The organism is Stenotrophomonas pavanii (assembly GCF_900101175.1).
In the GTDB taxonomy this organism is placed as follows: domain Bacteria; phylum Pseudomonadota; class Gammaproteobacteria; order Xanthomonadales; family Xanthomonadaceae; genus Stenotrophomonas; species Stenotrophomonas pavanii.
In genome coordinates, this window is the sequence record NZ_FNFQ01000002.1 from 568,612 (window position 1) to 594,253 (window position 25,642).

At 65.7% G+C, this 25,642-nt stretch carries 24 protein-coding genes and 1 pseudogene; 13 read left to right on the forward strand and 12 right to left on the reverse strand.

Annotated elements, in window-relative coordinates; all coding sequences use genetic code 11:
* Nucleotides 1–8: 8 nt before the first annotated feature.
* The 6 genes from BLS66_RS06030 to BLS66_RS06055 form a co-directional block, all read right to left on the reverse strand.
* Entirely contained in the window at nt 9–1,262 is a 1,254-nt protein-coding gene (locus BLS66_RS06030) for a TrbI/VirB10 family protein (RefSeq protein WP_074725401.1), read from the reverse strand.
* Entirely contained in the window at nt 1,259–2,038 is a 780-nt protein-coding gene (locus BLS66_RS06035) for a TrbG/VirB9 family P-type conjugative transfer protein (RefSeq protein WP_014037652.1), read from the reverse strand. Before BLS66_RS06035 ends, BLS66_RS06030 begins: the two co-directional genes overlap by 4 nt.
* The gene (locus tag BLS66_RS06040) at nt 2,035–3,090 is read right to left on the reverse strand and encodes a VirB8 family type IV secretion system protein (RefSeq protein WP_074725402.1); all 1,056 of its coding nucleotides are present in this window, start codon (nt 3,088–3,090) and stop codon (nt 2,035–2,037) included. Before BLS66_RS06040 ends, BLS66_RS06035 begins: the two co-directional genes overlap by 4 nt.
* 89 nt (nt 3,091–3,179) lie before the next feature.
* The gene (locus BLS66_RS06045; protein ID WP_012480646.1) at nt 3,180–3,626 is read right to left on the reverse strand and encodes a hypothetical protein; all 447 of its coding nucleotides are present in this window, start codon (nt 3,624–3,626) and stop codon (nt 3,180–3,182) included.
* A gap of 424 nt (nt 3,627–4,050) precedes the next feature.
* Nucleotides 4,051–5,730 (reverse strand): type IV secretory system conjugative DNA transfer family protein, encoded by a 1,680-nt coding sequence (locus tag BLS66_RS06050; protein WP_053462705.1) that lies wholly within the window; start codon nt 5,728–5,730, stop codon nt 4,051–4,053.
* Nucleotides 5,731–5,764: 34 nt separating this feature from the next.
* On the reverse strand, nt 5,765–6,022 hold the full coding sequence (locus tag BLS66_RS06055; RefSeq protein ID WP_005417248.1) for a hypothetical protein: 258 nt from the start codon (nt 6,020–6,022) through the stop codon (nt 5,765–5,767).
* Nucleotides 6,023–6,150: 128 nt separating this feature from the next.
* Here BLS66_RS06055 and BLS66_RS06060 point away from each other — a divergent pair, with 128 nt between their 5' ends.
* Both BLS66_RS06060 and BLS66_RS06065 read left to right on the forward strand, forming a co-directional pair.
* Nucleotides 6,151–6,570, forward strand: a complete 420-nt coding sequence (locus BLS66_RS06060; protein ID WP_057494668.1) for an HD domain-containing protein — start codon at nt 6,151–6,153, stop codon at nt 6,568–6,570.
* 126 nt (nt 6,571–6,696) lie between these two features.
* A complete protein-coding gene (locus BLS66_RS06065) occupies nt 6,697–7,908 on the forward strand; it encodes an MFS transporter (RefSeq protein ID WP_057494669.1) in 1,212 nt (403 codons plus the stop codon).
* 16 nt (nt 7,909–7,924) lie between these two features.
* Here the strand turns inward: BLS66_RS06065 and BLS66_RS06070 are convergent.
* Nucleotides 7,925–8,424: pseudogene (locus BLS66_RS06070) on the reverse strand (MerR family transcriptional regulator).
* An 89-nt stretch (nt 8,425–8,513) separates the two neighbouring features.
* Here BLS66_RS06070 and BLS66_RS06075 point away from each other — a divergent pair.
* The 7 genes from BLS66_RS06075 (at nt 8,514) to BLS66_RS06105 (ending at nt 13,546) form a co-directional block, all read left to right on the forward strand.
* A complete protein-coding gene (locus tag BLS66_RS06075) occupies nt 8,514–9,752 on the forward strand; it encodes an NADH:flavin oxidoreductase/NADH oxidase family protein (protein WP_053506468.1) in 1,239 nt (412 codons plus the stop codon).
* 90 nt (nt 9,753–9,842) lie between these two features.
* The gene (locus tag BLS66_RS06080) at nt 9,843–10,316 is read left to right on the forward strand and encodes a hypothetical protein (protein ID WP_229766926.1); all 474 of its coding nucleotides are present in this window, start codon (nt 9,843–9,845) and stop codon (nt 10,314–10,316) included.
* Nucleotides 10,317–10,419: 103 nt separating this feature from the next.
* Complete coding sequence (locus BLS66_RS06085) at nt 10,420–10,689, forward strand: hypothetical protein (RefSeq protein WP_074725403.1); 270 nt, start codon at nt 10,420–10,422, stop codon at nt 10,687–10,689.
* A gap of 123 nt (nt 10,690–10,812) precedes the next feature.
* Complete coding sequence (locus tag BLS66_RS06090) at nt 10,813–11,058, forward strand: hypothetical protein (protein ID WP_074725404.1); 246 nt, start codon at nt 10,813–10,815, stop codon at nt 11,056–11,058.
* Nucleotides 11,059–11,186: 128 nt separating this feature from the next.
* Nucleotides 11,187–11,435 carry a hypothetical protein gene (locus BLS66_RS06095; RefSeq protein ID WP_049471376.1) on the forward strand — a complete coding sequence of 83 codons (249 nt, stop codon included), beginning with the start codon at nt 11,187–11,189 and terminating at the stop codon, nt 11,433–11,435.
* A gap of 10 nt (nt 11,436–11,445) precedes the next feature.
* A complete protein-coding gene (locus tag BLS66_RS06100; protein ID WP_074725405.1) occupies nt 11,446–11,628 on the forward strand; it encodes a hypothetical protein in 183 nt (60 codons plus the stop codon).
* A 214-nt stretch (nt 11,629–11,842) separates the two neighbouring features.
* Nucleotides 11,843–13,546: a hybrid sensor histidine kinase/response regulator gene (locus BLS66_RS06105; RefSeq protein WP_049471415.1), complete on the forward strand. Its 1,704-nt coding sequence runs from the start codon at nt 11,843–11,845 to the stop codon at nt 13,544–13,546.
* Between the two features lie 8 nt (nt 13,547–13,554).
* Here the strand turns inward: BLS66_RS06105 and BLS66_RS06110 are convergent, their stop codons facing one another.
* Complete coding sequence (locus BLS66_RS06110; RefSeq protein WP_074725406.1) at nt 13,555–15,078, reverse strand: FAD-dependent monooxygenase; 1,524 nt, start codon at nt 15,076–15,078, stop codon at nt 13,555–13,557.
* A gap of 81 nt (nt 15,079–15,159) precedes the next feature.
* Between BLS66_RS06110 and BLS66_RS06115 the strand changes: the two genes are divergently transcribed.
* Nucleotides 15,160–15,804 carry a TetR/AcrR family transcriptional regulator gene (locus BLS66_RS06115; RefSeq protein ID WP_074725407.1) on the forward strand — a complete coding sequence of 215 codons (645 nt, stop codon included), beginning with the start codon at nt 15,160–15,162 and terminating at the stop codon, nt 15,802–15,804.
* 73 nt (nt 15,805–15,877) lie between these two features.
* A complete protein-coding gene (locus BLS66_RS06120) occupies nt 15,878–18,019 on the forward strand; it encodes a TonB-dependent siderophore receptor (RefSeq protein ID WP_074725408.1) in 2,142 nt (713 codons plus the stop codon).
* 50 nt (nt 18,020–18,069) lie between these two features.
* Here the strand turns inward: BLS66_RS06120 and BLS66_RS06125 are convergent, their stop codons facing one another.
* From BLS66_RS06125 to BLS66_RS06140, 4 genes are all read right to left on the reverse strand, one after another.
* Nucleotides 18,070–19,392, reverse strand: coding sequence for a Smlt3024 family type IV secretion system effector (locus tag BLS66_RS06125; protein ID WP_074725409.1), 1,323 nt, complete (start codon nt 19,390–19,392; stop codon nt 18,070–18,072).
* Nucleotides 19,393–19,423: 31 nt separating this feature from the next.
* A complete protein-coding gene (locus BLS66_RS06130; RefSeq protein ID WP_074725410.1) occupies nt 19,424–20,287 on the reverse strand; it encodes a Smlt3025 familytype IV secretion system inhibitor in 864 nt (287 codons plus the stop codon).
* Nucleotides 20,288–20,363: 76 nt separating this feature from the next.
* Nucleotides 20,364–20,771, reverse strand: coding sequence for a hypothetical protein (locus tag BLS66_RS06135; RefSeq protein WP_065179543.1), 408 nt, complete (start codon nt 20,769–20,771; stop codon nt 20,364–20,366).
* Between the two features lie 487 nt (nt 20,772–21,258).
* A complete protein-coding gene (locus tag BLS66_RS06140) occupies nt 21,259–21,606 on the reverse strand; it encodes a winged helix-turn-helix transcriptional regulator (RefSeq protein WP_049471387.1) in 348 nt (115 codons plus the stop codon).
* A gap of 101 nt (nt 21,607–21,707) precedes the next feature.
* Between BLS66_RS06140 and acuI the strand changes: the two genes are divergently transcribed.
* Together acuI and BLS66_RS06150 are read left to right on the forward strand one after the other, a co-directional pair.
* Nucleotides 21,708–22,697, forward strand: coding sequence for an acrylyl-CoA reductase (NADPH) (acuI, locus tag BLS66_RS06145; RefSeq protein ID WP_074725411.1), 990 nt, complete (start codon nt 21,708–21,710; stop codon nt 22,695–22,697).
* Between the two features lie 150 nt (nt 22,698–22,847).
* A complete protein-coding gene (locus tag BLS66_RS06150) occupies nt 22,848–25,601 on the forward strand; it encodes a UvrD-helicase domain-containing protein (RefSeq protein ID WP_074725412.1) in 2,754 nt (917 codons plus the stop codon).
* The last annotated feature ends 41 nt before the right edge of the window (nt 25,602–25,642 follow it).

The window sequence follows — 25,642 nt, forward strand, 5'->3', positions numbered from 1 at the left end:
TCGTTGGGTTACCGGCGGGGGTTCAGCACGTTGGTGAAGTCAACGTCCTTTGCAACGTAGACGTTCACGATCGTGCCCTGGTTGATGGTGACGGTCGGCGGACGACGGGTGCTGCTGAGTGCCTCGTTGGCCAAGCGCTCCATCGTGCGGGCGGTGGCGCTTTCATAGGGCGACTGCACCGTCATGCCATTGTTGGCGATGGTGGTGGTCTCCGGGCCGTGCTCTGCGGCAGCGTACTTGAATGCATCGGAAATCAGGCTGATCATCAGCGCCGAGGCGATACGGCTGCCCCAGTGTGCGCTGTATTGGCCCGGATGACCGGCGCCACCCAGCTGATCCACGCCCGGGCTGGACATCGCAACGTCGATGCCATTCGGAGTGGTGATGCGATCCCAGATCACTTCCACACGCTTGCCAGTAGGTCCACCGCCATAGGCACCGTAGATCTTGGAGCCCTTCGGAAGCAGCAGGCTGCGGCCATTGATCGAGTACACCGGCTCGGTCAGCAGGCACGAGGTGTAGCCGGCGAGGTCGGTGATGATGCGGGTTTCCAGCACGCAGCGCAGGTAGGTGCCGCGCACCAGCAGCGCATCGGGGCTTTGGATGTAGGTAGCACTCGACACATCTTCAACGTCCGGGCCCCGGCGAATCTTCTGCTGACCCTGCTGGTTCGGCATCATGTTCGCAAGCAGGGCTTGACGGGTCTGCTCGTCAATTGCACTGCGCTGAGGCTGTGCGCGGCTCCCTGCCGCAAGCGCAGCGTCATCCACACCTGCCATGCGGCGTTCAAGCAGCGTCGGCCCACGAGGCTCCGCTACTTCCGGACGGGAAGCGACAGGCACCAGTTTCGGGCCATCATCCTGCGGCATCGGCGGGAGCATGGGAATCGGTTCGGCGGCAGCCGGCGGCGCTTGGGGCGGAGGAGCAACGTCCGGCAACGCCGGCGTGCTGGTACGTGCGACATCCGGCACCTTCTGTGCAGCGTCCTTGTCATCCTGGCCCTTGCGGAACAGCAGGAAGCCCATGACCACCAACAGCAGCACGATGCCACCGAGGAACAGCAGCGCCTTCCGGTTCAGCCGCTGCTCTTCGGCCGAGCGCAGCTGCGGCGCGGCCGCGTCCAGATCCGGCGCCGGCTCGGCCTGCGCCGTGCCGAAGTAGGGATTCGACGGCGCGTCCGCGGCACCCTGTGCGCCGTACGGGCTCTGGCTCTCGTCGCGTCCGTTGTTCGGGTCGTTTCCGGGAGTGTTCTGCTGGCTCATTTCTTCACGTTCCTTCGCAGGCCGACGACGAAGTCGCCGTGGCGGATGACCAGGTACGGGTGCGTCCCGTGCACGATCAGCGTATTGCCTTCAACCGTGGTGTTGACCACAAAGTCTTCACCGTATTCCGTTTCGCGACCAAACACGGCCGGGAAGATGCCGGTCTTGTACTCCGGCGAGTTCGGCAGTTTCAGGTAGGTGAAACGGCCATCGTCATAGGCGTTGACCGGGATCAGCCACCCCATCTTCTTCGCCTTGCTGGTCGAATAGGAGTAGTTGAAGTTGTACTGGCGGTCCTTGGCCAGTTCCGAGCTCAACAGCGGTTTGGCCTCTTCCTCCACCGCTTCCTGGGCGACACCGAACACGGTGTCGTTGGGATAGACGAAGGCGATCTTGTACTGCACGCCTGCACGACGGGCCTGCTCCAGCTGGCGCCAATCGGTGGCCACCACCTTCAGTTCGAAGATGTAGGAATGGGTCTCGGTGCGCACCATCATGTTGGTGTCGACGTCGACGTTCTTCGGCTTGAGGTAGAACACGTTCTCGCGACGGGTCAGTTCCCAGCCGCTGCTGAAGCCGGTGCTGTAGTCGAGGATCTTCTCGTTCGGGCTCAACTCGATCTGGGTGGTGAGGCCCAGGCCGGTGCGAACCGGATAGATACGGTCCTTCTCGTACTCGTAGTGGTCAACCGCCTGCGCCATCGCCGCTGCTGAGAACAGCAACGACAACATCGACAGCAGCGCCAGCGCGCTTCCCCTGATATTTCGACTACTCATCGGTTGCTTGCTCCATCAGCAGTTCCGGTGGAATTGTTCTGCGCCGGCCTCATGGCCGGCTGTCCGGGCATGGCCTGCCCCGGCATTGCTTGCCCCTGCACCGGCTGACCCGGCATCGGTTGGCCCTGTACAGGCTGTCCCGGCACTGCCTGGCCCGGTACCTGGCCGTTGGCTGGCACCGCGACCGGCTGGCCGGTGGCCGGGTCGATCATGGTGGCTGCGGCCGGATTGTTGGGATCGTAGACACCCTGTGCCTGCTGCGCCGCCTGTGCGGCCTGTTGCGCCTGCGCCTGCATGGCGCCGTCATCCGGCACCGGCACGCCACGCGAATAGTCGTTGTCGACGCGGTACTCGGTGACCTGGAAGGCCAGCGGATTGAGGATGCGATCCTGTTCGGACAACGCCAGGTTCTGGTTGTACTCGAAGCGCATCGTCACCAGCTGGTTGTCCAGGTAGGTAGAGACGCCGGTGCGCTTGTCCAGCAGGCTGCGCTGGATGCGCACCGAAGCGCCGCGGAAGCTGCCGTTCGGCTCGGCACCCAGTGGCGTGATGCTGAGGATCTTGACCCGGATGGCGCGCTCGCGACCGTACATCACGAACGGGTTCTGCGGATTGTTGCCGGCATAGCGGACACGCATGGACTGCGCCACCGGATCGGTGGACATCACGAACACCAGCTCCCAGTCACGCAGGCCCATCACCGCCGAGTCATACGATTCGCGGGCGAGCACGTACTGGGCGACGTTGCTGCGATTGATCGCTTCGTTGGTGGTGATCGTCTCGCCCTGGAAGGTGCCACTCAACCGCGCGACGGTCGCCGTACCCGTGTAGGCATCGGCCATCACCAGGAACGGCACCTTCTCCTTCAGCGGCAGCATGTAGTAGTAGCCGCCCGCCAGTGCGAGCGACATCAGCAACGAGCCTGTGGCGACCCACCATGCGCGCCGCTCGCTGCGGCGTGCCATGTCGGCCACGGTGATCTCGTAGCTGACCGCCTTGGCGACCGACTGCTCGACCTTGGGACTATTGCCGGGATCCTTCTTGCGGAACATGGATTCTTCCGTACTGCTGAAACATCAATGGGCGTGGCACCCCTGCGACAGGCGCGGGGAGCGGCACGTTCGATGATTTCGAGGTGGACTCAGGTGCCGCTGTTGGAATCAGCGCCCTGTGCCGACGCGGTCGGCGTCGAGCCAGCGCTCTGCACAACGATCTGGTTGCCAACGATGGAGACGGAGATGCCCTGCGCTGCGTAGGCCGCCGTCAGATCGATCACGGCCTGCTGAGCGTTGGTGGTGTCGATGTTGGAGACCGCGCCGTACAGGGTGAAGTCCGAGCTCAGGCGGTAATCCAGCGTGCGTCCGGAATCCTTGGCCCAGCGCTCGAGCATGGCTTTGAGCGTGCCATCCATCGGCGAGGCCTGGTAGACGTAACTGGAGTACAGCGGGATCTCGGTGGTTGCCGCAGCAAAGCGGTTCACCGGCTTCCAGCGGCCTCCGAAATCGGGAGCGGACTTGGTGGCGCAACCGGCCACCATCAACGCCGCCACTGCGGCGATGGACATTTTCGCGATAAACGCCTGATTCATACGGGCTTCACTTTGACGTACGAAAAAGCAGTCCCGAGCATTGGTCCCCTGGTCGTCCGGCGCTGCGTCGCGCACGCCGGAATCGGAGCGACGCACTGACTGGCAGCACACCCGCTCCGGCTCCCCTGCAGCCAACGGCTGCCAACCAAGTCGCGGGGCCGCCAGACACTGCCGACGACACACCCGCATACCTCACCAACGTCGAAACCATCCTTGTTTCATGGCACAAACTCCTGGCCACCCTGCTCTACAACATCTGCCATCCATCACACATTTCTGAACGACATGCACAGGGTCGCACAACCACGCGTCAATTCCATGTCAGACAAGTCTGAAAATCCATGAACAAATGCCAAATTCTTGACCGAAATCACGAATTCACCTTCATAACTGGGAATCAAGTTCACAAATTAAGCGTCGTGAATTAGACGTTCAGCATCGGAACATCCACCTTTGGTAGCAACCGGGCGGTGAAGTAGCGATCCTTGTAGTAGCGGATCTTGTCGCATTTCACCGGATGCGGAATGCCTTCGTACAGGAACACTTCCATGTCCGGCCCCATCGCCTTCAGCTCCTGCGGCAGCATCAGCGCGCGCCGCTCCTCGGTGAAGTTGTGGGTCTTCTCGCGGGCATGGGTAACGTTCTTCTTGCGCACCGTGGTGTAGCCCAGCATGTCCGAGTAGTCGTTGGCATCCTGCTGTTCACGCGGCGCGTACAGAATCTGCAGGGCGTGGTTGGTGATGATCGTGCGCGAGACCTCCCGCCCATAGGTGGCATCGAGCTGGGACATGCTCTGGATGATCGGCAACAGGCGGATGTTGTAGCCGGCCATGTAGGACACCGCCGAGGCGATGATCTCGACCTTGCCGATCGAGGTGAACTCGTCCATCAACAGCAGGCACTGGTACTTCAGGTCCGGGTTGGACTTGGGCAGTTCCTTGGTGTTGAGGTTGATCAGCTGGCTGAAGAACAGGTTGATGATCAGCCGGCTCTCGGCCAGCTTGTTCGGCTGGATGCCGATGTAGATGGTCATCTTCTTCTTGCGGACGTCGGTCAGCAGGAAGTCGTTGCTGCTGGTGGCCTTGTCCAGCACCGGGTTGATCCAGGGATTGAGCGGCTCCTTGAAGGTGCCCAGGATCGAGGCGAAGGTCTCATCGGCCTGCGACAGCATGTTGGCGAACGCCGACCGTGCGTTGGCACTGAGGAACGGCCGCTCCGACAGGGTCTTGAGGTACTTCTTCAGGTCGGTGCCATCACCCGAGGACAACCGGTACACCGCGCCGAGCGTGGGCGTGCCGGCGCCGCCCGGGAAACCGCTGCTGCGTTCGTCGTCCCAGTTCTCGAACAGGTACAGGGTAAAGGCCATGAAGGCGTTGCGTGCCTGGCTGACCCAGAACTTCTGGTCCTCGGCCCCGTCCGGATACAGCATCGCGGCGATGCTCATCAGGTCCGACACCCGAAAGGCCGGATCGTCGGAGACGTAGCTGAGCGGGTTCCAGCGGTGCGTGCGCCGGTCCTCGGCAAAGGGATTGAACAGGTAGATCTCCTGGCCCTGGCTGGCGCGCCAGCCGCTGGTCAGGTCGAAGTTCTCCTGCTTGATGTCCAGCACCACCAGCGATTCGCCGTACTCCAGCAGGTTCGGGATGACCACGCCTACGCCCTTGCCCGAGCGGGTCGGCGCGGCCAGGATCACGAACTGCTGGCCGTCCAGGCGCACCAGCTTGCCGCCATGGCTGCCGACCACGATGCTCTGCCCGGTCTTCTTGAACATGCCGTGCTTGGCCAGGTCGGCGCCGGTGGCGAAGCGCGCGTCGCCGTGCAGCGAGCGCTTGTCCTTCTTCAGCAGCAGCACCAGGCCGGCCACCAGCAGCACCAGCAGCGGCAGGCCGAAGCCCACGTAGCCGGCCCATTTGATCTTGCCCACGAAAGGCGCGACCTGCGGTTGGCCGATGGCGTGGACGTACTGGTAGTAGGTGTTCCAGGTGAACAGCTGGGTGTCCAGCCCGAGGAACAGCAAGGTCAAGTAGCCGGAAAACACGAAACCAAGCAGCAGGGTCGCCAGCGTGATGATGGCGATGAGCAGATACTTCTTACTGGGCAACACCCGAATCCTCCATGATGCGCACGCGGCGCGACGGCTAGCGGTGGCGCCAGCGCGACGCCTTCTTCCGCAGGTGGTTCTCGTTTTCCAGCCCGGGCTCCTCGCCCTCTTCACGCACCAGTTGCAGCAAGCGTTGGCGCGCTTCGGCCAGTGATATCAGGTCGGTCAGACGATCCCCATCGTCGGCGACGACCGCATGGCCGACCACATCGCCCGGAGCGTACACCGGCTCGTAGGACACCGCTACCAGCTGATAGCGGCCACGGGTTTCCAGCACGTGCCTGAATTCCTGCATCGCATTCCTCCTTGTCGGGGCAGCACTGTCCCCCCTGCCCCCCATCATGCCCGTCGCAGTGTCATCGGCGTATGCACAAGCGCTGCGGTTTTGCGCGAAACTGTCCGCGGATATCCAAGGAGACTGCAATGGACTGGGTAGCACTTGCACGCACGCTGGCCACCGAGGCCCACGCGGACCAGGTGGACAAAGCCGGCCAGCCTTACATCGGCCACGTGGCGCGGGTGGCAGCTGCGGTGCGCGGCGACGATGACGCCGAAGTGGTGGCCTGGCTGCATGACGTGGCCGAAGACTGCCCGGCGTTTGCCGCGCGGATCGAGGTCTTTCCCGCCCCGCTGCGGGAGGCGGTGCACCTGCTCAACCGTGACGCGGCCCCCGACGCGGACAGCTACTACGCGCGCATTGCCGCCCACCCGCTGGCACTGAAGGTGAAGCAGGCCGATCTGGAGGACAACGCCGATCCGCAGCGGCTGGCCATGCTCGACGCGGCGACGGCCGCGCGCCTGCACGGCAAGTACGCGCACGCCCGGGCAGCGCTGGGCATCTGAGCGGGCCGGGCGGTGCCGCGGAGGGCCGGCGTGTCACCGATCAAACGCTGATTTACCCTGAGTGTGGCTGCCCTTGTTGCGGTGCAGCAGTACAATGGAGGGCTCCCCGCCCCATCGCGCCCCCGCATGAGCCCCACCTCTTCCCTGGCTGCGCGGCTGACGCCCCGTCAGCGCACTCTGATCATCCTCGCCCTTTCACTGGGCGGCTTCGCCATCGGCACCAGCGAGTTCGCCAGCATGGGCCTGATGCTGGAGATCAGCCGTGGCCTGTCGATCTCCGAGACCCAGGTCGGCCACCTGATCAGCGCCTATGCCATCGGCGTGGTGGTCGGTGCGCCGATCCTCGCCTTCGTCGGTGCCAGTTTCCCGCGCCGCAAGCTGCTGCTGGCGTTGATGGGGTTCTACGCAGTGGGCAACCTCGCCAGCGCGCTGGCACCGAACTACGGCACCATGCTGGCGGCACGCTTCGTTGCCGGGCTGCCGCACGGTGCGTATTTCGGCGTGGCGATGCTGGTGGCCGCCGCGATCAGCCCCGCTGGCCAGCGTGGCCAAGCCATGTCCCGGGTTCTGCTGGGCCTGTCGATCGCGATCCTGGTCGGCAACCCGCTGACCACCTGGCTGGGCCAGCAGCTGAGCTGGCGCACAGCCTTTGCCCTGGTCAGCGTGCTGGCCATCGCCACCGTGGCGATGATCGCCCGCTTCCTGCTGCCGGATCCGGACGAAGTGCGCACCTCGCCGATGCGCGAGCTGCGCGCCTTCAACACGTCCCAGGTGTGGCTGGCGCTGGCGATCGGCGCGGTCGGCTTTGCCGGCATGTTCTGTGTGTTCACCTACCTGGCCCCCACCCTGGTGCAGGTCACCGGTGTGGCCGAATCGTGGATGCCGCTGGCGGTGGGCGTGTTCGGCATCGGCGCGATCATCGGCAACATCGCCGGTGGCTGGCTGGTGGACAGGTTTCACTTCAAGGCCGCCGCCGTGGTGCTGGTATGGTCGATCGTGATGCTGCTGCTGTATCCGCTGGCCGCACAGTCGGTGTGGACCATCGGCCCGATGATCATCGCCGTCGGCACCATGGGCGCGCTGGCGGCGGTACTGCAGACACGCCTGATGGACGTGGCCGGTGAAGCGCAGACGCTGGCGGCGGCCTCCAACCATGCTGCGTTCAATACTGCCAATGCACTTGGCCCTTGGCTGGGCGGCATGGCCATCAGCGCCGGCTTCAGCCCGGCCAGCACCGGCTATGTGGGTGCGGCCACCGCCATCGGCGGCCTGCTGCTGTGGTGCGTGGCGGTGACGCTGGACAAGAAGCGCAGGACCGCCGTCGCCGGCAGCCACTGAACATTGCGCCGGATCGTCAGTCGCTGCCTCTGCGGTGACGGCGATCCGGTCGCAGCAACGCTGTATCGCCGGCCGCCAAGGTCGGCCTCGCCAGTTCCCCACGCTTTACGCGCTCGAGCACCCGCCGCGAATTGGCCGCGCAGTCAATGCCGTCCGGCCGCGCCTGGATGTCCTGGACCAGCGCCAGCAGGTGCGCCCGGCTGTGCGCCAACCGTGCCTGCAGCGCCTCGATATCGGCCACCTTCTGCTGCAGACTCGAGATCAGCGCATCGTGCTGCCACTGGCCCAGGTGCGGCGGCAGCAGGGCACGGATCTCTTCCAGGCTGAAGCCGGCGCGCTGCGCGCCGGTGATCAGCTCCAGCAGCAGCACCGCCTGCTCCGGGTAGTCGCGGTAGCCGTTGGCCTGTCGCGGCACCACCAGCAGCCCAGCTTCTTCACCAGCAGCCCAGCTTCTTCATAGAAGCGGATGCGCGAGGCCGCCAGACCCGTGCGGCGGGCCAGCTCACCAATCTTCATCTGTATGAATCCTCGGCACCCAGGCCTGTTGACCTTCAATCAAACTTGAAGGTTAGCGTAGCGTCATTCCCCTGTCCTGGAGCTGTCCGATGTCGCTGTTCTCCCCACTGGTGTTGCCCTCCGGTGCCGTCGTCCGCAACCGCATCGCCAAGGCGGCGATGGAGGAAAACATGGCCGACGCCGATCACGCGCCCTCTGCGGCGCTGTTGCAGCTCTACCAGCGCTGGGCCGATGGCGGCGCCGGACTGATCATCACCGGCAACGTGATGGTCGATGGCCGCGCCATGACCGGCCCCGGCGGCGTGGTGCTGGAAGATGATCGCCATCTTGATCGCTTCATCGCCTGGGCGGACACGGCGCGCTCGCGGGGCGCGCAGATGTGGATGCAGATCAATCATCCCGGGCGGCAGATGCCGGCTGCACTCGGCCAACCCGCACTCGCTCCGTCCGCCGTCCCATTGCAGATGGGTGCGCTGTCCAAGCAGTTCGCCCCGCCCAAGGCGATGACCGAGGACGACATCGCGTCGGTGATCGCACGCTTCATCCGCAGTGCCGAGCTGGCCGAGCGCGCGGGATTCACTGGCGTGCAGATCCATGCCGCGCATGGCTACCTGCTCAGCCAGTTCCTGTCGCCACTGTCCAACCGCCGCGACGACCGCTGGGGCGGCAGCCTGCACAATCGTGCGCGGCTGTTGCTGGAGATCGTGCAGGGCGTGCGCGCTGCCGTGTCACCCGCCTTCGCCGTGGCGGTGAAGCTCAACTCCGCCGATTTCCAGCGCGGCGGCTTCTCTCCCGATGATGCGCGCGCCGTGGTGGAAATGCTGGCGCCGCTCGGCGTAGACCTGGTCGAACTATCCGGCGGCAGCTACGAAGCACCCGCCATGACCGGCGCTGCGCGCGACCAGCGCAGCCTGGCCCGCGAAGCCTACTTCCTCGAATTCGCGCGCGAGATCGCCACGGTGGCGACCCTGCCGCTGATGGTCACCGGCGGCATCCGCCGATACTCCGTGGCCGAACAGGTGCTGGGCAGTGGCGTGGCCATGGTCGGCATCGCCACTGCACTGGCGATCGAGCCGGATCTGCCGCAGCACTGGCAGCAGGGCCGCGATCCGGCGCCAACACTGCGCACCATCGACTGGCGCAGCAAGCCGTTGGCCGCCAGCGCACACATGGCTGCGGTGAAGTACCAGCTGGGGCGGCTGAGCAAGCGTCGGCCCACCGCACCCGGCGTGTCGCCCGTCTGGGCGCTGCTGCTGGCACAAGCGGCCGCCAAATGCCGGACCCGCCGCTACCGTCGCTGGGTCGCTGACCGGGCCGGCGCCTGTTGAGTCGTGCAGGCTTCTCATCGCTGCAGTGATGCGCCACCATCCATGGATGGGCTGCGCCGCAGCCCATCGACGGACGCACAAGGACTGGATGTGGCTGGCCCGACCAGGAACCGTGAAAAACTGCTTGACGACCTGCTCTCGCTGGGCCGCAACTGGGCGCTGGCGATCGCCATCGCCGGTGCGGGTGCCGCCGTCCACTACAGTGAATCGGTGTACGAGGCCGGCCTCTGGCGCGGCCTGCTGCCCACGCTCTGCTTCCTGGTCGCGGTCATCTGGATCGTGCTCAGCATCATCCGTTTCGACCTGACCCTCCAGCAGCACGTCGAGCGCCGGCGGTCGCGCTGGCTCAGCCGCCTGCTGTACGTGGTGCTGCTCGGTACCGGCATCACTGCCGTGTTCTTCGTGACCGAGCTGGCCGCCAGCAACCACATCGCGCGGATGTGCGACTCGGTGGCCAGCGAACCGGCCAGCCGCATCCACAGGTCCGCCGAATGCCAGCGCCTGTACCAGCACCGCGCGGCGTACCGGCAGCGCCTGGAATCAGCCGGGGCTGAGTTCGACTGAACGCGCTCCACCGCGCTGTCGGCGCGCAATGAACACATTTTGTGGATGTGCATTTGGGCACAGTGCAGCCGACGCCGCGTTCCCGGCCTGCAACGGACCCGCAATGCACCACGCCCGCGCACCTGCCCGCCATGATGCCATCGCCCTGCAGGCCGGCATGCTGGGCAGCGTACTGGGCGTGGCGCTGTTCAAGGCCATCGCGCTGTCTGTATTGGCGACCGGCTCGATGATGGGCATCGGACTCTGGGTGGTGGCCTGCGCGCTGCTGGCGGCATGGGCGCTGGCGGCTTATCTGGCCTGCCTGGCGCTGAGCCGGCGGGTGTTCGTGCTGATGCTGGTGCTGTGCACGGTACTGATGATCTGCATTGCCTGACCCAGCAGGGGCCGGACTATCACGCACATGTTACAAAATAACAAGTGTGATCGGTCCGATTGTGCGTGCCGGGTGTCACGGATTTGAATCCCATGGCCAGCCCGGCATCAACCCAGCCCCCCCATGAGCCCGCACCCCGTCCTTTACGCTTCCGTCATTGCCGCCGCTCTGGCAACGCTCAGCGCCTGTGCCACCTATGACGACAGCGCCATGCATCCGGCCTGCCAGGACTCGCCCCTGCTGAAGGACCTGCCCCGCGAGGTCGCCGCCCGCGAGAGCCGTTGCAACAAGGGCATGGAGATGTGGTCGAGCGAGCGCAAGGGCAGCGACAGGCCGCTGGACCTGAGCGGAAAGAAAAAGGAACCCTGAAGAAGAGGCACTGCCGGTTGCCGCGCCCGCGTTGTCGCGCCGTTCTTGATCAGGCCCATGCATCCGGCTGACTGGTCCATCACGGCAGACGCGCGAGGATCGGGTTTCCCCACCCTGTCGAGATTCAGATGCCGGACACCGCCCACCCTGTCATTCGCGCGTTCGAGGCCGTGTTCGATCTCTCAGGCGGCGTGCAGCGCATCACCGCGCTCACCGTCACCTGCCGGCACTGCTCGTCGACCAGTTCGGCCAACGAAGACAATCTGGTGCATCTGCCCGGCGGGGCACTGTTCCGTTGCGACGGGTGCGGCTGCCACCAACCGGTCAGCCACGCCCGGCTGTCGGATTGGCAACCGGCATCGTTGCTGGGCATCTGAGGGCCAGTGCATGGACATGACGGCGCACCAGCGGGAAATCCTTGAAGCAATCGCCGCCGCGCAGCCGGTGCGCGGCGATGCGGCGACATGGGCGGTCAACGCGGGATTGGCGGTACAGGCGGAAGATGGAGATATCGATCTCACCGACGCCGGCCGCGACGCCCTGGCCGCGCGAGCCGGACCCAAGGACTAGACGCGCCGATCAGGCCGCCTTCGCGCCCTTCGTGCGGCGCAGTCCGCGAGCGTAGTGAGCAGCGCGCGGCGCCGCGATAGCAGCAACCTGCTGGACACAGGCGCAACGCTGCCCGATCTACCGCAAAGTGGCGATGCCCTTCATGCCGGTGTGTGCAGGGCGCCATGACACGCGCTCGGCTATGCTGCGCCACCTTCCTGCGCCATCGGCGGCCATGCATCCTTTTCCCCTGCCTGTCTCTGCACCCGATCAGCTCGCCTACCGACTGCTGCAGGACAGCGACTGGGCCCGCTCGGCCATTGCTGCCAGCGCCCCCGCCGAGCTTCGCACGTTGCTGGCGATGATCCTGGATTCGCCCGAACCCCTGTGGCTCGCCTGGGGCAAGGAAGACAAGGCCTTCTTCTTCAATGATGCCTACCTGCCGATGCTGGGGGAAAAGCTGCACGGCGCGATGGGCAATCGCCTGGAGGATGTCTGGGCCGACGTATGGCCGGACGTGGTGCAGGCGGTCAACGATGCCTTTGCCGGCACCAGCCGCAGCTTCAAGAACCTGCCCCTGATGATGGATCGCGACGGCACGCTGCGCGAAACGTTCTGGACGTTCTCCTATTCGCCGCTGCGCGTCGGCTGCGGCAGTGTGGCGGGCATCCTGTGCGTAGTGAGCGAGCAGACCGAACGGGTGATCGAGCGCGACCTGCACAGCCGCCAGGTCGCGGCGATCACCGAGCAGGCGCGGGAGGCCCACCTGGAACTGGTCCGCGCCCGCGAGCAGCTGCGGCAATCGCAGAAGCTGGAAGCGATCGGCCAGCTCACCGGCGGGGTGGCCCACGACTTCAACAACCTGCTGCAGGTCATCACCGGTTCGGTGGACATGCTCCTGCATACGTGGCCGGCAGACGACTCCCGGCGCCGGTACATCCAGGCCATTGCAACAGCGTCGGACCGCGCCACCAAGCTGACCGCGCAGCTGCTGGCCTTCTCGCGTCGCCAGAGCCTGTCGCCGGAGGTCTTCGATCTCTGCGAGAGCGTGCACGCGCTCTCGGACATCATCACCACGGTTCTGGGCGCGCGCATCCAGGTGTCGTTGACGTTGCCCGGTACGCCGCTGCCGGTGCTGCTGGACCGCACCCAGCTGGACACCGCATTGATCAACATCGCGGTCAATGCCCGCGATGCGATCGAGGGACACGGCCGGGTGACCATCGAAGTGGAACAGGTCACCGCGGTGCCCTCGGTGCGCTTCGCCGCGCCGATGAAGGGTGACTTTGCTGCGATCAGCGTGACCGATACCGGAACGGGCATCGACCCTGACGTGGTCGACCGTATTTTCGAGCCCTTCTTCACCACCAAGAGCGTCGGCGCCGGGACCGGGCTCGGGCTCAGCCAGGTGTTCGGCTTCGTCAAGCAGTCAGAAGGCGAAGTGGACGTGCAGAGCCAGGCCGGCGCTGGGACCCGCTTCACGCTGTACCTGCCGTTGGCGCAGGCACGAAAAACGACGGAACGGCCGGCGGCGCAGCCGGGACTGCAGCATGGTCATGGCGTCTGCGTGCTGGTGGTGGAAGACAACGTCGACGTGGCCGAGTTTGCGGTCGGCGCCCTGCGCGAGCTCGAGTACAGCGTGGTCCTTGCGCGCAATGCGGACGAGGCCCTGGCCGAGCTGGAACGGGATGCCTCGCGCTTCCATGTGGTGTTCAGCGACGTCGTGATGCCGGGCATGAACGGCCTGGATCTGGCCCGTACCATCCGCGACCGCCTGCCAGAGCTCCCAGTGATCCTCACCAGCGGCTACAGCGAGTTGCTGGCGCGGGATCCTGGCCATGGCTTCACCCTGCTACGCAAGCCTTACTCATTGAAGCAGCTGGCCTCGGTGATGACCGAGGCCGCGCGCCGCGCGCCGGCTGTGGTGGCCTCGCCCTAGCCGGTCGCTCACCGCGGCGGACCGAACCAGCGTTCCAGCGAGGACGCCAGCCCCGACGCATCGCCGCCGGCATCGCAGGCCCAGGCGACGACACCGTCGGGGCGGACCAGCACGGCGCCCAGTCCCAGCGTGTCGCGCGCCGTGCACATCACGCAGGTGACCGACCGCTGCCAGCGCTCACTGATCGGGCCGAGCGAATCGCCGGTATCGAGCCCCAGCAGCACGCCCTGCCCTGCACGCAGCAGCTCTCCCATGCGGCGGCCATCGGCCAGATGGACGTCAGGCACGCTTCGGCCAACCCACGGGTGGCCGCCGTCGAACACCGGTGGCTGCGCCACGCCCCACAACCGCTCGGCGAGATAGGTGGCACCGTCGCCGGTCGCGGCCAGGTCGGCGATCACCGCCGCCAGCGCGCGCGACCCGGGGCCCGGCCGCATCAACGCCACCTGCGCACGCGACCAGTCGAGCACCCGGGCGCCGATCGGATGGCGCTCAGCCTGATAGCTGTCCAACAGCCCCTCCGCCACGTCGCCTCGCAGCACGGCCGCCAGCTTCCACCCCAGGTTCATCGCATCGCCGATGCCGAGGTTCAGCCCTTGCCCGCCCAACGGCGAATGCATGTGCGCCGCATCACCGGCCAACAGCACGCGGCCGCTGCGATAGGCCGTGGCTTGGCGCGCGGCATCGGTCCATGTGGTGGCCAGATGCACCGCGGTGATCGTTGCCTGGCGACCGGACACCCGCCGCACCAGCGCCTGGGCGGCGTGCAGGTCCAGTGGCAGGCGGTGGCCTGCACCACCGTCGAAATCGGCCAGCGCCAGCATGCCCGGCGGGTTGAAATTGCACATGCCATGTTCGGTGAACTGACGCCCCGGGGTGAGCACCGACGGGTCCTCCAGTTCGACCTGCAGCGTGTGCCCGGTGAACTCCGGCGCCGTCCCTGCGAACACGAACCCCGATTGCTTGCGTACCGTGCTGCGGGCGCCATCGCAACCGACCAGCCATCGCCCCCGCATCAGCCCGCGAGCGGTCTGCACCTCCATCTGTGCTTCGCGTGCGTGCACCGCCTGCACCGTGCAGCCCCGCTCGATCTGCACACCCAGTGACGCTGCGCGCTCGGCCAGCACCGCCTCCAGCGACTGCAGCTCCACCGCCATCTGGGTGGGTACCGGGGTCGGCAGGCGATCACGCCAGCGCCCGCTGTCCACGTCATCCAGGGCGAAAGGAATGCCGGCGAAGTGGCCTCCCAGCGGCCGCGGTTGCGCCAGCCAATGGGCGGTGCCGGGCGGCGGTGCGCCCTTGTCCGGCTTCAGCACCTGGCGGGCCGCGACCGCGTCCAGCAGGCCGCGCCGATCCAGCGCTTCCAGCGTGGGCGCGTTCAAGCCGCGCAGGCCAAAGGGCAGGCGCTTCAGCGTTGCATCGGGCGACTCAGCCTGCTCCAGCAGCAGGACCGAACAGCCGGCTTGGGCCAGCTCGCAGGACAGGAACAGGCCGACCGGGCCGGCCCCGGCGACGACGACGTCGTACAACATGGGAATTCCCTGTGAGCGCCGGACCGGCACTCTCGCGTCGCCAATGTTACACTCGGTGTACGTTTACACAAGCCAACCGCCATGACCCCGCCCCAAGGCCGTCGCGAGCAACGCAAGGCACAGACCCGACAGGCAATTTCCGATGTCGCCACCGCGCTGATCATCCGGCGTGGCTTCGAGGCGGTGTCGATGTCCGAGATCGCCGAGGCCGCCGGAGTCTCGCGCAAGACGGTCTTCAACTATTTCGCCAGCAAGGAGGACCTGGTATTCGACCGCGACGAGGAGGCGCGCGCGTTGCTGCGCGAGGGCATGACGGCGCGCCGCGGCATGGCCCCGCTGGCCGCCTTCCAGGCGCTGGTGCGGGAGCTGCTCGACAGCGGCCATCCCCTGTTGCGGATCAATGCCGGTGCAGCGACCTTCTGGGCCACGGTGGCCGGCAGCCCGGCCTTGGTGGCACATGCACGACGGCTGCAGGCACAGCTGGCCGACGACCTCGCGCAGTTGATGGCCAGCGCCGTCGGGCGGCCGGCGGATGACGCCGAGGCACGCCTGGGCGCAGCCATGCTGCTGGCGTCGATGGCGGCCGCCTATCAGAGTGGACTGGCCAGCCAGCAGAGGGGCGAGGATCCGCGCCAAGCGATGCTGCAGCTGATCGTGCGCGGTGGCACCGGCGTGCTGGTGGCCTTGGCCGGCACCCCCTATACCGACCCGGGCCTGCGTCCATAGCGCATTCGGGGGATAGGCCCCGAAGCGTTGCAAATGCTAATCTTTCTCATTTGCAGCCCGCCCCGACCCCCTCATGCCGCTTCCAACCCCGCTCAAGCACGCCCTCTGCCTGGCGCTGCCCCTTTTCCTGGCTACACCTGCACTGGCCTCCGAGGCCTCCGCTGATGCACCGAAGGATCTGGACAAAGTGGAAGTTCGCGGCCGCGCACAGACCCTGTACCGCGCCGACGATGCCGCTGTCGGCACCCGCACCGATACTCCGCTGGAGCAGGTACCGCAGTCGATCCAGGTCGTGCCGCGTGAGCTGATCGACGACCAGGCTGCGCGCCAGGTCACCGACCTCTACCGCAGCATCAGCGGGATCAGCTTCTTCAGCTATGCCGGCGTCACCCTGCGCGGGTTCCGCCAGGAAAACGTGCTCTACGACAGCCTGCGCGGTGATCCCTATGCAGGCTTCTCGGTGCCGCAACTGTTCAACATCGAACGCGTGGAAGTGCTGAAGGGCCCGGCCGGTGCGCTGTACGGCGGTGGTGATGCGGGCGGTGTCATCAACTACGTGACGCGCAAGCCCAGGGCCACCGCCGAACGCCGCATCGAACTGCAGGCAGGCGACAAGGACTTCCGCGCAGGATCGATAGAAGGCACCGGCCCGCTGAATGCCAGCGGCAGCATCCGCTATCGCGCCGGCCTGTATGCCGACACCGAGCAGGGCGTGCGCTGGAATGCCGACAGCGAAAGCGTGATCGGCGATGCATCACTGGCCTTCGACGTTGGCCAGACCGGCGAGCTGGTGCTGCAGTTCACCGACATCACCCAGAACCTGGGCGGCAACCGGCTGCGCGGTGTGCCGGTGAACGATGCCGGCACCTTCCTGACCGACCGGCGATGGAACCACAACGAGGCCAGTGATTTCCTCGACATGCGCGCCAGGGTCGCACTGGCGCAGTATCGCTTCGCACCGCTCGATACGCTGGACGTGGACATTGCTGCGCGCTGGTTCAGCAACAACGAGCACCAGATGTACCACGAACCGATGGGCCTGATCGATCGTGACCGCGACGGCGTAGCCGAATGGATGACGCGCCAGCTGCGCAACCAGATTCGCGACAACGAGGCCTTCGCCGCCAGCGGCAATGCCGTATGGCGGATCAACACCGGCCGTATCGAACACAAGGTGCTGTTCGGCGCCGACGTGTACCAGCTTGACGCGGACTTCACCGCGCAGACCGCCAACAGTGCCGACCTGGCACGCGGTGCCGGCCCCGTGCGCGGCATCGATCTGTTCAACCCGGTCTATGGCGCGAGCACCTGGCACGACTACAACCTGGCCGCCCTGCCATGGCGCAGCACCGCCACCCGCAGCAAGCGCTACGGCGGCTACCTGCAGGATGAGCTGGCCCTGGGCACGCGCTGGCACGTGCTGGCCGGACTGCGCTGGGATGGTTTCAAGGATGAAGACCGCATGGGTGGCAGCAGCGTGGATGGCAACGCGCTCAGCTGGCGCCTGGGCAGCACCTTTACCGCCCGGGACGGCGTGAACCTGTACGCCAACGTCGCCAGCGGCTTCGTGCCGCAGAGTGCCGCCAACCAGAACCCAGCGGCCGGCGGACCGTTCGACGCCGAGCGCAGCAGGCAGTGGGAAGTCGGCATGAAATCGCTGCTGGCCGAACGTGTGACCCTGAACATGGCGGCCTACCGCATCGACCGCAGCAACATCGTGCAGGCCACCGGTGAAGTACGGGACGGCGTGAACCAGCTGGCCGCGCTGGGCCTGGTACGCAGCACGGGCATGGAACTGGACCTGCTGGCCGACGTGACCGAGCGCTGGGTGGTGAATCTGACCTACGCCTACAACGACGCACGGGTGAAGGATGCCGGACCGAACGGCATCACCAATGCCTCCGGCGACCGCTTCGCGAATGCGCCACGCAACAAGCTCGGCCTGTGGACACGCTACGACCTGCCTTCGATCAACTCGGCCATCGGATTCGGCGCCGACCATGTGGGCGAGCGTGTCAGCCTGGATGGGCAGACGGTGAAGGCATACACGGTGTTCGACATCAGCTGGAAGACCACGTGGAAGCAGTGGCAGTTCCAGGCCAACGTCAAGAACCTGTTCGACAAGGTGTACGCAGCCAGTGGCTTCATCGAACGCAACGGGCATTTCCCGGGCGAGCCGCGGCGGGTGTACGTGCAGGCGGCCTACCGCTTCTGAGAAGGCCTTCCAGCAGAGCCGGCGCGCCCGCTCGGCTCTGCTGCGTAACCTCAGCCCATCCGCATCGCAGGGTTGTCACGCGCGTGGACGTCGTTGTCCTGCTGGCGCTGCATGGCCGCCTGCTGTCGCTCCAGGCTGGCGGCCTCGATCTGCTGAAGCGAGTGTTCGACCGGCGTCTGCACTGCCGTGTCCGTAGGCATGACCGCTCGCAGATGCGCGGGATCGCTCATCTCGCCCTGCACCACGAACACGTTGCGGCCGGCCGGATGCTCGGCGGTCTGCGTGCTCAGCAGCACATGGTCGGCACGTTCAAGCTGGTTGCGACGGGCCAATGCCATCACGCTCGCCACCAAGCGCTCGCTGTTCTCATCGTGGGTACGCCCGGCGCGGGCATCGATCGCGGCCACGCCTTCGCGCACCTGCTGCATCAGTGCGTAGTCGCGGTGGCCCGGACCAATGCCGGCCAGGCGGGTCGGTGCCTGCGAGGGATCCGGCACGTCGTCCACGGCTGCGGTCAGCGGGCTGCGGGTGATGGTCCGGTACGGGTCGTCCGGGTGGAACTGGGTGCGTTTTTCCTGGCGCTCCAGACGAACCTCGCGCGCGTCGTTGAGCTCGGCGATGCGGGCCGGATCGGTGATCTCACGCATCGACATGTGGCCACCACCCGCGCTGACACTGGCCCACTTCCTGTCCGCTTCGAAGTACATCGCGTAGTAGCTGCTGCCACCAATGACGTTCGGATCGACTGCTGAGCGGCCCTCCAGGGCCTGGGTGGCTTCCAGCACGCTCAACCGGGTGAGGTACTGGCCGCCCTTCGCCCATCCCATCTGGCTGATGGCATCGACGCTGGTGTTGCCTACGCGCGGGCCTCCGGCATAGTCGTTGTTGAGCATGTTGGTCCAGATCTGCTCCAGCTTCTCGGGGCCGCTCTTCTGCTCAGCTGCCTGCAGCAACACGCGCGGCGTCCAGCAGTTGGGATCGAGTTCATGCCGTTCAAATGCGCGGTCGTGAGCCAGCATCACGTCCTTGCCGGGGAGATTCAGTGCCAGGTCTGGACGGCGCTCGTTCATCCACTGCTGCCGCAACTCAAGATCTCTTTCGAGCAGGGTCCGCCCAAAGGACTCCCATTGCCGCTCCGTCAACTGTGCATTTGAAAACCGGGATCCCTCGTCCTGCTGGGTCTTTGCGTAGCTTTGTGCATACGCGTTCGCGACGCGTCCCGGCAGGCTGTCATTGCGTACAACACCCAGTGCCAGTGTCCCGTATCCATCGGCTTCCGGCAGTTGCGACAGGTAGTTCCAGTAAAGCTCGCGGTTGCCGTCTCTGGCATAGCTGCCAAGGACGCTCAAATCGCGTTCGGTCAATCCACTCATACCCTGCCCCTCTTCTTCCTTGAATCACCGATCACTTGGACCGGGTGCGCGCGATGACGTCCCTGACGGCCTCTTCCATGCGCTTCCAGTCCTTCAGAAACGCTCTCTTGTAGTCCAGGCTGACGGATAGCTTGTTGTCGATGTCCACGAAGTAATGAACGCAGCCCGCGGCCACTTCCCCTGGCTCACTGATCACCTCGCGCCCCTCCAGCCGCACGCCGTCGCGTCGGAATTCCTCGCCGTCACATTTGATGAATGAACTGATCCGGCCGTCGCCCTGGCGTGCGATGTACCAGTCTCTTTCGTAGGCGGGATTGCGCACAGGCGGCTTTCCGTAACGCGCCTCATACTTCTTCGCGTACACCACCATCTTCGCTTCATCGATTGCATAGGGCGTCAGGCCCAAGGTCTCCGGCTGTGCAACGCGTTGATCGAGACGGTCCCTGGGATCCTCCCTTTCCACAGAGCCCTCCTCCGTGATGGCTTCATTTGACGACAGCCTTGAAAGCAGTGATTCAACGGGAACGCGATCAACGTAGTTGATCCGGATGGGAATCTCCTTCCGGAAATCATTCGTACGCGGATTCGCCCGCGCACCCGGCGCCGTCGGCGTCATATCCGGCCACTCGATGACCAGCGTCACGCCCTCGCCCGGCCACGGTGCGATCTGGCTGTCCAGGTAGTTGGCCGGAATGCGGAAAGTGTTCGGCCCGAGCTTCACGTCCACGGGCGCATCGGTATAGGTGTGGCCGTTGATCGTGCGGCCGGTCTGTGGGGCGCCGGACATGGCGGGATTCCTTTCGTGTTCGGTGGACGGCGGCCGCGCACACGCGCCGGCACTCACCGCGACGGCAAGTGCAAGCGTCAGGCAACGGCCGGGGGACATCACGTGCATGGGCATTCCATTGCAGGGTTCCAGTGCCACTATAAGGAAGCGAGCGTCAACGGAACAGGAACCGCATCGCAGCCCTTCATGGAACCAGGCAGCGCTCCACCTGAAGTGACAGCACCTGGCAGGCGTTGAACAGGCCCTCGACCACGGCTGCGGAGGGACAGCAGGCGGGATCGTCGCTCTCCCGCGCCACATGCGCAGCGTGCAGTACCGCCGTCAACGCCGTGATGCCCGAAATGCTGCGGGTCGCCAAGGCCATGTCGAAGGCGCGGCCGGGGCTCAGGCACATTTCACTCCAGGCCTCGCCATCAGCGCGCAGGTTCCTGCCGTGGCCTGCCAGGTGTGCAAAGAAAGCCGATGGCGTGACGAACTCGGCGGACTCGCGGAGCGCGTCCTCCAGCGTTTCGGCCAACGCAGCGGGAAGATCGCGCACGGCGGCGCCCAGCAGCGCATGCAGGCGGGGATGGTCGGGAAGACGTTCGGGCATGACGGCAACCTCACGATGTGGCCACCTGCAGATGCAAGGTGGCGGACGGTGCGGGTTGGCGTGCCGGATACGAGATACGAAAGCCGGCGGATCGCTAGATCCCCACGCACCGTCCACCATGAACTGGCAGGCGGTGCATTGTCGGAGATGCAGGTTCGCTTGCAAGCCCGACGCCGCGTATCTCGTAAGTTCAGGACGCCAATCCCGGCCGCGGCGAATGCCTTGGCGCGGCCATGGTTACCGCCCTGAACCGACGGTGGAAAGCAGGAAAATCCGGATCGATCACGTTGCTACGTTGGTTGCGTCAGTGGATGTCGAGTTGTCCATTGACTGGCGTTCTTCGCCAACCGACGACTCCGGTCGACGCGCACTTTCCGGATACCCTGGCCAGCCGTAAGCGACACGCGCGCTCCCGGTGCCAAAGACCCGCCGGTAGCGGTGAGCATTCGCGAAACCCACATGCGGCAAGCGCAACGCCGCGCAGCCTTCAGCTATCGCCTTGGGTGCTCTGATAGCCGCGGTAGGTCTCGCCCCACTCGCGCATCGCCAGCAGCACCGGCGCCAGCGTGCGGCCGAACTCGGACAGCTCGTATTCCACTTTCGGCGGCACTTCCGGGTACACGTGGCGGATCACCACGCCATCGGCTTCCAGTTCACGCAGCTGGCTGGTGAGCATGGACTGGGTGGCATTGGGCACCCGCCGCGTCAGTTCCATGAAACGCCGCTTGCCGGTCATCAGGTGAAAAAGAATGATCGGCTTCCACACGCCGCCGATCACCGACAGCGTGACTTCCACCGCGCAACCGCTTTTGCCGTCCCACCGTTTGCTACGCATGCATACTCCGGAAAACCATAGTATCTACGGAAAATCGTCGTTCTTGTTGCGATAGAGGCGCGAGCCTAGCATGGCCCCATCCCATGAATGTGAGGCCGTCCATGACGTTCAAAGCACTGCTGACCCGCAAGACGAACAACCAGCTCTCGACCGAGCTGGTCGATTTCGACGAGGCCGACCTGATGGACGGCGACGTCCTGGTACAGGTCGAGTACTCCACGCTCAACTACAAGGATGCGCTTGCCCTCACCGGCAAGAGTCCGGTCATCCGGACGTTCCCGCTCATTCCCGGCATCGATCTGGCAGGCGTGGTGCTGGAATCCAGCAGGGCCGACTTCAAGCCAGGCGACCGCGTCGTGCTCAATGGCTGGGACCTGAGCATGGGCCACCACGGCGGCCTGGCCCAGCGCGCCCGGGTGCGCGGCGAATGGCTCAACCGGATTCCCGACAACCTGAGCACCCGCGATGCAATGGCCATCGGCACCGCTGGCTACACCGCGATGCTGTGCGTGCTGGCCCTGGAACATGCCGGGGTGACGCCTGCACAGGGCGATGTGCTGGTCACCGGTGCCAACGGTGGCGTCGGCTCGATCGCGGTGGCGATCCTGTCGAAGCTGGGTTACCGCGTGGTGGCCGCCACCGGGCGGCCGGAGCATGCCGAGTATCTGCACAACCTGGGTGCGGCCGAGATCATCGATCGTGCGCAGCTTTCGGAGCCGCGCGAGCGGCCGGTGAGTGCCGAGCGATGGGCCGGCGTGGTGGATGTGGCCGGCGGCCCAACGCTGGTCAATGCCATCGCCGAAACGAAGTACCGGGGTGCCGTGGCCGCCTGTGGCCTGGCCCAGAGCGATGCACTGCACGGCTCGGTGCTGCCCTTCATCCTGCGCAATGTGACCCTCGCGGGCGTGGATTCGGTGAATGCCCCACAAGAGGTTCGCCAGCGCGCCTGGGATCGGCTCGCGACCGACCTGGACCCGCAGAAGCTGGAAAGCACCGTGCAGCAGATCGGCCTCGCCGAGGTGCTGGATGTCTATGAGCAGATCATCCCCGGCAAGGTGCGCGGCCGCGTTGTCGTGGATGTGAACGCCTGACGCCTGCCGCGCCGGCGGGGGTGCAATGCCTTCGCTGGCGCGCGTGCGCGAGTGACCGGAGACCCAGCGCGCCATGCCAAGCCGCCTTATCATGGGGCGGCAAGGGCACTTTACGCCCGGTGACGTACGCAGGGCAGTATCTGGATGTCTATGGAATGGCGCCCCTCGGGCTGGGGCCAGCGTGTGACCCGCTCGCCGGACTGGCAGTTGCGGCTGGATGGCGAACAGCTCGCGCTTTTGATCGACGGCAGGCACTACCACCTGCATGTGGCGAACGAACACAGCGTGCGGGTCGTTCGCGGCGTGCTCTGGTCCCGGGTCGAACTGACGACCGAGCGCGGTGAAGCACTGTCCGTGGATGGGCTGCCCAACAGCCAGGGCTCCCGGCTTGCGGCTGTCGTGCAGCATGTGCTTTTCGCGCGCTCCAGGCGGGGGCGCAAGGCACTGTTTGAGCGCGTTCTGGCGCAGATCCAGGGGTGGCTGGCCGAGGCAGACGCGCTTACCGACCGAGGCACCACCGGACGCCGCTGGATCACCCACGAACAGCAGCAGGCGTTGCTGGCCGACCGCCCCGCCCTGCCCCTGCCGCCCGCCGAGCTGGAGCAGCTGTTCCTCGACGAGGAGGTGCACGACGACCTGCACGCGCCCGGCCACCGCATGGCACTGGACGCGCTGCACGACTGGCAGCTGGATTGGCCCGCCCTGTGGGCGGACGCCAATGTGGCAATGGCGACCCGCGAACTGGGCCTGGCCAAGCCCTTCCTGAACCGGGTCGAGAGCAGGCCGCTGACCGAGGAACAGGCCCGCGCCGTCATCTGCTTCGACAACCGGGTACAGGTCGTGGCCGCAGCCGGCTCTGGCAAGACCTCTACGATGGTCGCCAAGGCCGCCTATGCCATCGATCGCGGCTTCGTGGAGCCCGGACGGATCGTGATGCTCGCTTTCAACAAGGACGCCGCGAACGAACTGGAGGAGCGCGCGCGACGATGCTTCGATCGGCTCGGCATGGGCGACACCGTGGTGGAGGCGCGGACCTTCCACGCCCTCGGCCTGGCCATCATCGCCAAAGCCACGGGACGCAAGCCTGATATCCCGGAATGGGCGATCGACGCGACGCTGGGCTTCAACAAGCTGGCCGAACTGGTGGACGACCTGAAGGACCGCTCGACCCACTTCCGCACCCAGTGGGACATGTTCCGCCTGGTGTTCGGACGCGATCTGCCGCCGTTGGGTGCCGACATGATGGCCGATGGCTACGACCGCGATGGTGCGCCCTACATGCGTACCCTGCAGGGCGAGCGGGTGAAGAGCCTGGAAGAGTGCGTCATCGCCGACTGGCTGTTCTACAACGGCGTGGCGTATGACTACGAGCGCCGCTACGAGTTCGATACCGCGACAGACACTCACCGCCAGTATCGTCCGGACTTCTACTACCCGGACGCCCGGCTGTATCACGAGCACTTCGCGCTGGATGCCCATGGCCAGCCGCCGCCGCACTTTGCCGATTACAGCGAAGGGATGCACTGGAAGCGCCAGCAGCATATGGCGCGCGGCACTGCCCTCGTCGAGACGACCTCGTTTGGCCTGCGCAGTGGACATGCGCTGCAGCATCTTGCCGAGCGGCTGGGTGCGTCTGGTGTCGAACTCGACCCGAACCCGGACCGCGAGCTGCCTGACCAGGGCACCAAGCCGATGCCGGATGCAGACCTGATTGGCCTGATGCGCACCTTCATTGCGCATGCCAAGAGCAACTGCCTGACGCTGGATGACATGGCCGCACGCCTGCGGCAGATGCCTGAGGATCAGTTCAAGGAACGCTACCGGCGTTTCCTGGAGATCGCCGGTCCGGTTTTCCAGGCTTGGGACGATGCACTGGCTGACGAGCGCAGCATCGATTTCGAAGACATGCTCAACATGGCCGCCGGGCTGCTGGAACAGGGCCACTATGAATCACCCTACGATCTGGTGATGGCCGACGAATTCCAGGATGCCTCGCGCGCCCGTGCGCGCCTCTGCCGTGCGCTGGTCAGCCAACCGGGCCGCCATCTGTTTGCGGTGGGCGATGACTGGCAGTCGATCAATCGCTTCGCTGGCGCCGACGTTTCGGTGATGACCGGATTCCGCGAGTGGATGGGGCATGGCCAGGTGCTGAAACTGGAGCAGACGTTCCGCTGCCCGCAGGCACTGTGCGATGTTTCCAGCCGCTTCATCAGCCGCAACCCCGCGCAGATCGGCAAGAAGGTCCGTTCTGCTGCGCCGGCAATGGGTCCGGTGCTGCAGGCGTTCCAGGTGAACCGGCGTGAGGAGGTGCAGGATGGCGTTCGCCAGTACCTTGCGACGCTGCACCAGCAACTGCTGTCGGGTGCGGTGCCGCAGGGCCGCAACGGGCGCGTGACGGTCTTTGTTCTGGGGCGGTATCGCGCGGATCGCGGTGCGGTGCCTTCGGATTGGAAGACGGCCTTTGGCAGCACGATGGACGTCGAGTTCCTGACCGCACATCGATCGAAGGGGCGCGAGGCGGACTACGTGATCCTCCCGGGAATGATCAACCGCAGCTTCCCGAGCCTGCGTGCGGATGACCCGGTGCTTTCGCTGGCAATGCCGGATGGGGATACCTATCCACTGAGCGAAGAACGGCGATTGTTCTATGTCGCGCTGACGCGGGCGCGACGGTCGGTCGCGATGTTCACCCTGCAGGGCAAGCACTCGCCGTTCCTGGATGAGCTGGTGAAGGACGGAGCAGTGGAAGTGACCGCGATTTCAGGCGCGGCCATCCACGAAGAGCGCTGCCCGGTGTGCAAGGTGGGCGTGTTCGTGGACCGCAATGGGCCGCACGGGGCCTTCCGGTCGTGCTCGAGTTATCCGTTGTGCCATAACAAGCCGAAGGGTGGGCGGCGTGGGTGAGGCTGCAGGTTTCCTCGCCGCCCAGTAATTCACGCCCTGAG

Excerpts from the sequence above, each read along its gene's own strand:
- BLS66_RS06030 (WP_074725401.1), bottom strand. The coding sequence starts at position 1,262 with ATGAGCCAGCAGAACACTCCCGGAAACGACCCGAACAACGGACGCGAC.
- BLS66_RS06040 (WP_074725402.1), bottom strand. The coding sequence starts at position 3,090 with ATGTTCCGCAAGAAGGATCCCGGCAATAGTCCCAAGGTCGAGCAGTCG.
- BLS66_RS06110 (WP_074725406.1), bottom strand. The coding sequence starts at position 15,078 with ATGTTGTACGACGTCGTCGTCGCCGGGGCCGGCCCGGTCGGCCTGTTC.
- BLS66_RS06100 (WP_074725405.1), top strand. The coding sequence starts at position 11,446 with ATGGACATGACGGCGCACCAGCGGGAAATCCTTGAAGCAATCGCCGCC.
- BLS66_RS06085 (WP_074725403.1), top strand. The coding sequence starts at position 10,420 with ATGCACCACGCCCGCGCACCTGCCCGCCATGATGCCATCGCCCTGCAG.
- BLS66_RS06130 (WP_074725410.1), bottom strand. The coding sequence starts at position 20,287 with ATGCACGTGATGTCCCCCGGCCGTTGCCTGACGCTTGCACTTGCCGTC.
- BLS66_RS06140 (WP_049471387.1), bottom strand. The coding sequence starts at position 21,606 with ATGCGTAGCAAACGGTGGGACGGCAAAAGCGGTTGCGCGGTGGAAGTC.
- BLS66_RS06055 (WP_005417248.1), bottom strand. The coding sequence starts at position 6,022 with ATGCAGGAATTCAGGCACGTGCTGGAAACCCGTGGCCGCTATCAGCTG.
- BLS66_RS06120 (WP_074725408.1), top strand. The coding sequence starts at position 15,878 with ATGCCGCTTCCAACCCCGCTCAAGCACGCCCTCTGCCTGGCGCTGCCC.
- BLS66_RS06065 (WP_057494669.1), top strand. The coding sequence starts at position 6,697 with ATGAGCCCCACCTCTTCCCTGGCTGCGCGGCTGACGCCCCGTCAGCGC.
- BLS66_RS06125 (WP_074725409.1), bottom strand. The coding sequence starts at position 19,392 with ATGAGTGGATTGACCGAACGCGATTTGAGCGTCCTTGGCAGCTATGCC.
- BLS66_RS06060 (WP_057494668.1), top strand. The coding sequence starts at position 6,151 with ATGGACTGGGTAGCACTTGCACGCACGCTGGCCACCGAGGCCCACGCG.
- BLS66_RS06095 (WP_049471376.1), top strand. The coding sequence starts at position 11,187 with ATGCCGGACACCGCCCACCCTGTCATTCGCGCGTTCGAGGCCGTGTTC.
- BLS66_RS06115 (WP_074725407.1), top strand. The coding sequence starts at position 15,160 with ATGACCCCGCCCCAAGGCCGTCGCGAGCAACGCAAGGCACAGACCCGA.
- BLS66_RS06090 (WP_074725404.1), top strand. The coding sequence starts at position 10,813 with ATGAGCCCGCACCCCGTCCTTTACGCTTCCGTCATTGCCGCCGCTCTG.
- BLS66_RS06150 (WP_074725412.1), top strand. The coding sequence starts at position 22,848 with ATGGAATGGCGCCCCTCGGGCTGGGGCCAGCGTGTGACCCGCTCGCCG.
- BLS66_RS06075 (WP_053506468.1), top strand. The coding sequence starts at position 8,514 with ATGTCGCTGTTCTCCCCACTGGTGTTGCCCTCCGGTGCCGTCGTCCGC.
- BLS66_RS06035 (WP_014037652.1), bottom strand. The coding sequence starts at position 2,038 with ATGAGTAGTCGAAATATCAGGGGAAGCGCGCTGGCGCTGCTGTCGATG.
- BLS66_RS06105 (WP_049471415.1), top strand. The coding sequence starts at position 11,843 with ATGCATCCTTTTCCCCTGCCTGTCTCTGCACCCGATCAGCTCGCCTAC.
- acuI (WP_074725411.1), top strand. The coding sequence starts at position 21,708 with ATGACGTTCAAAGCACTGCTGACCCGCAAGACGAACAACCAGCTCTCG.
- BLS66_RS06045 (WP_012480646.1), bottom strand. The coding sequence starts at position 3,626 with ATGAATCAGGCGTTTATCGCGAAAATGTCCATCGCCGCAGTGGCGGCG.
- BLS66_RS06135 (WP_065179543.1), bottom strand. The coding sequence starts at position 20,771 with ATGCCCGAACGTCTTCCCGACCATCCCCGCCTGCATGCGCTGCTGGGC.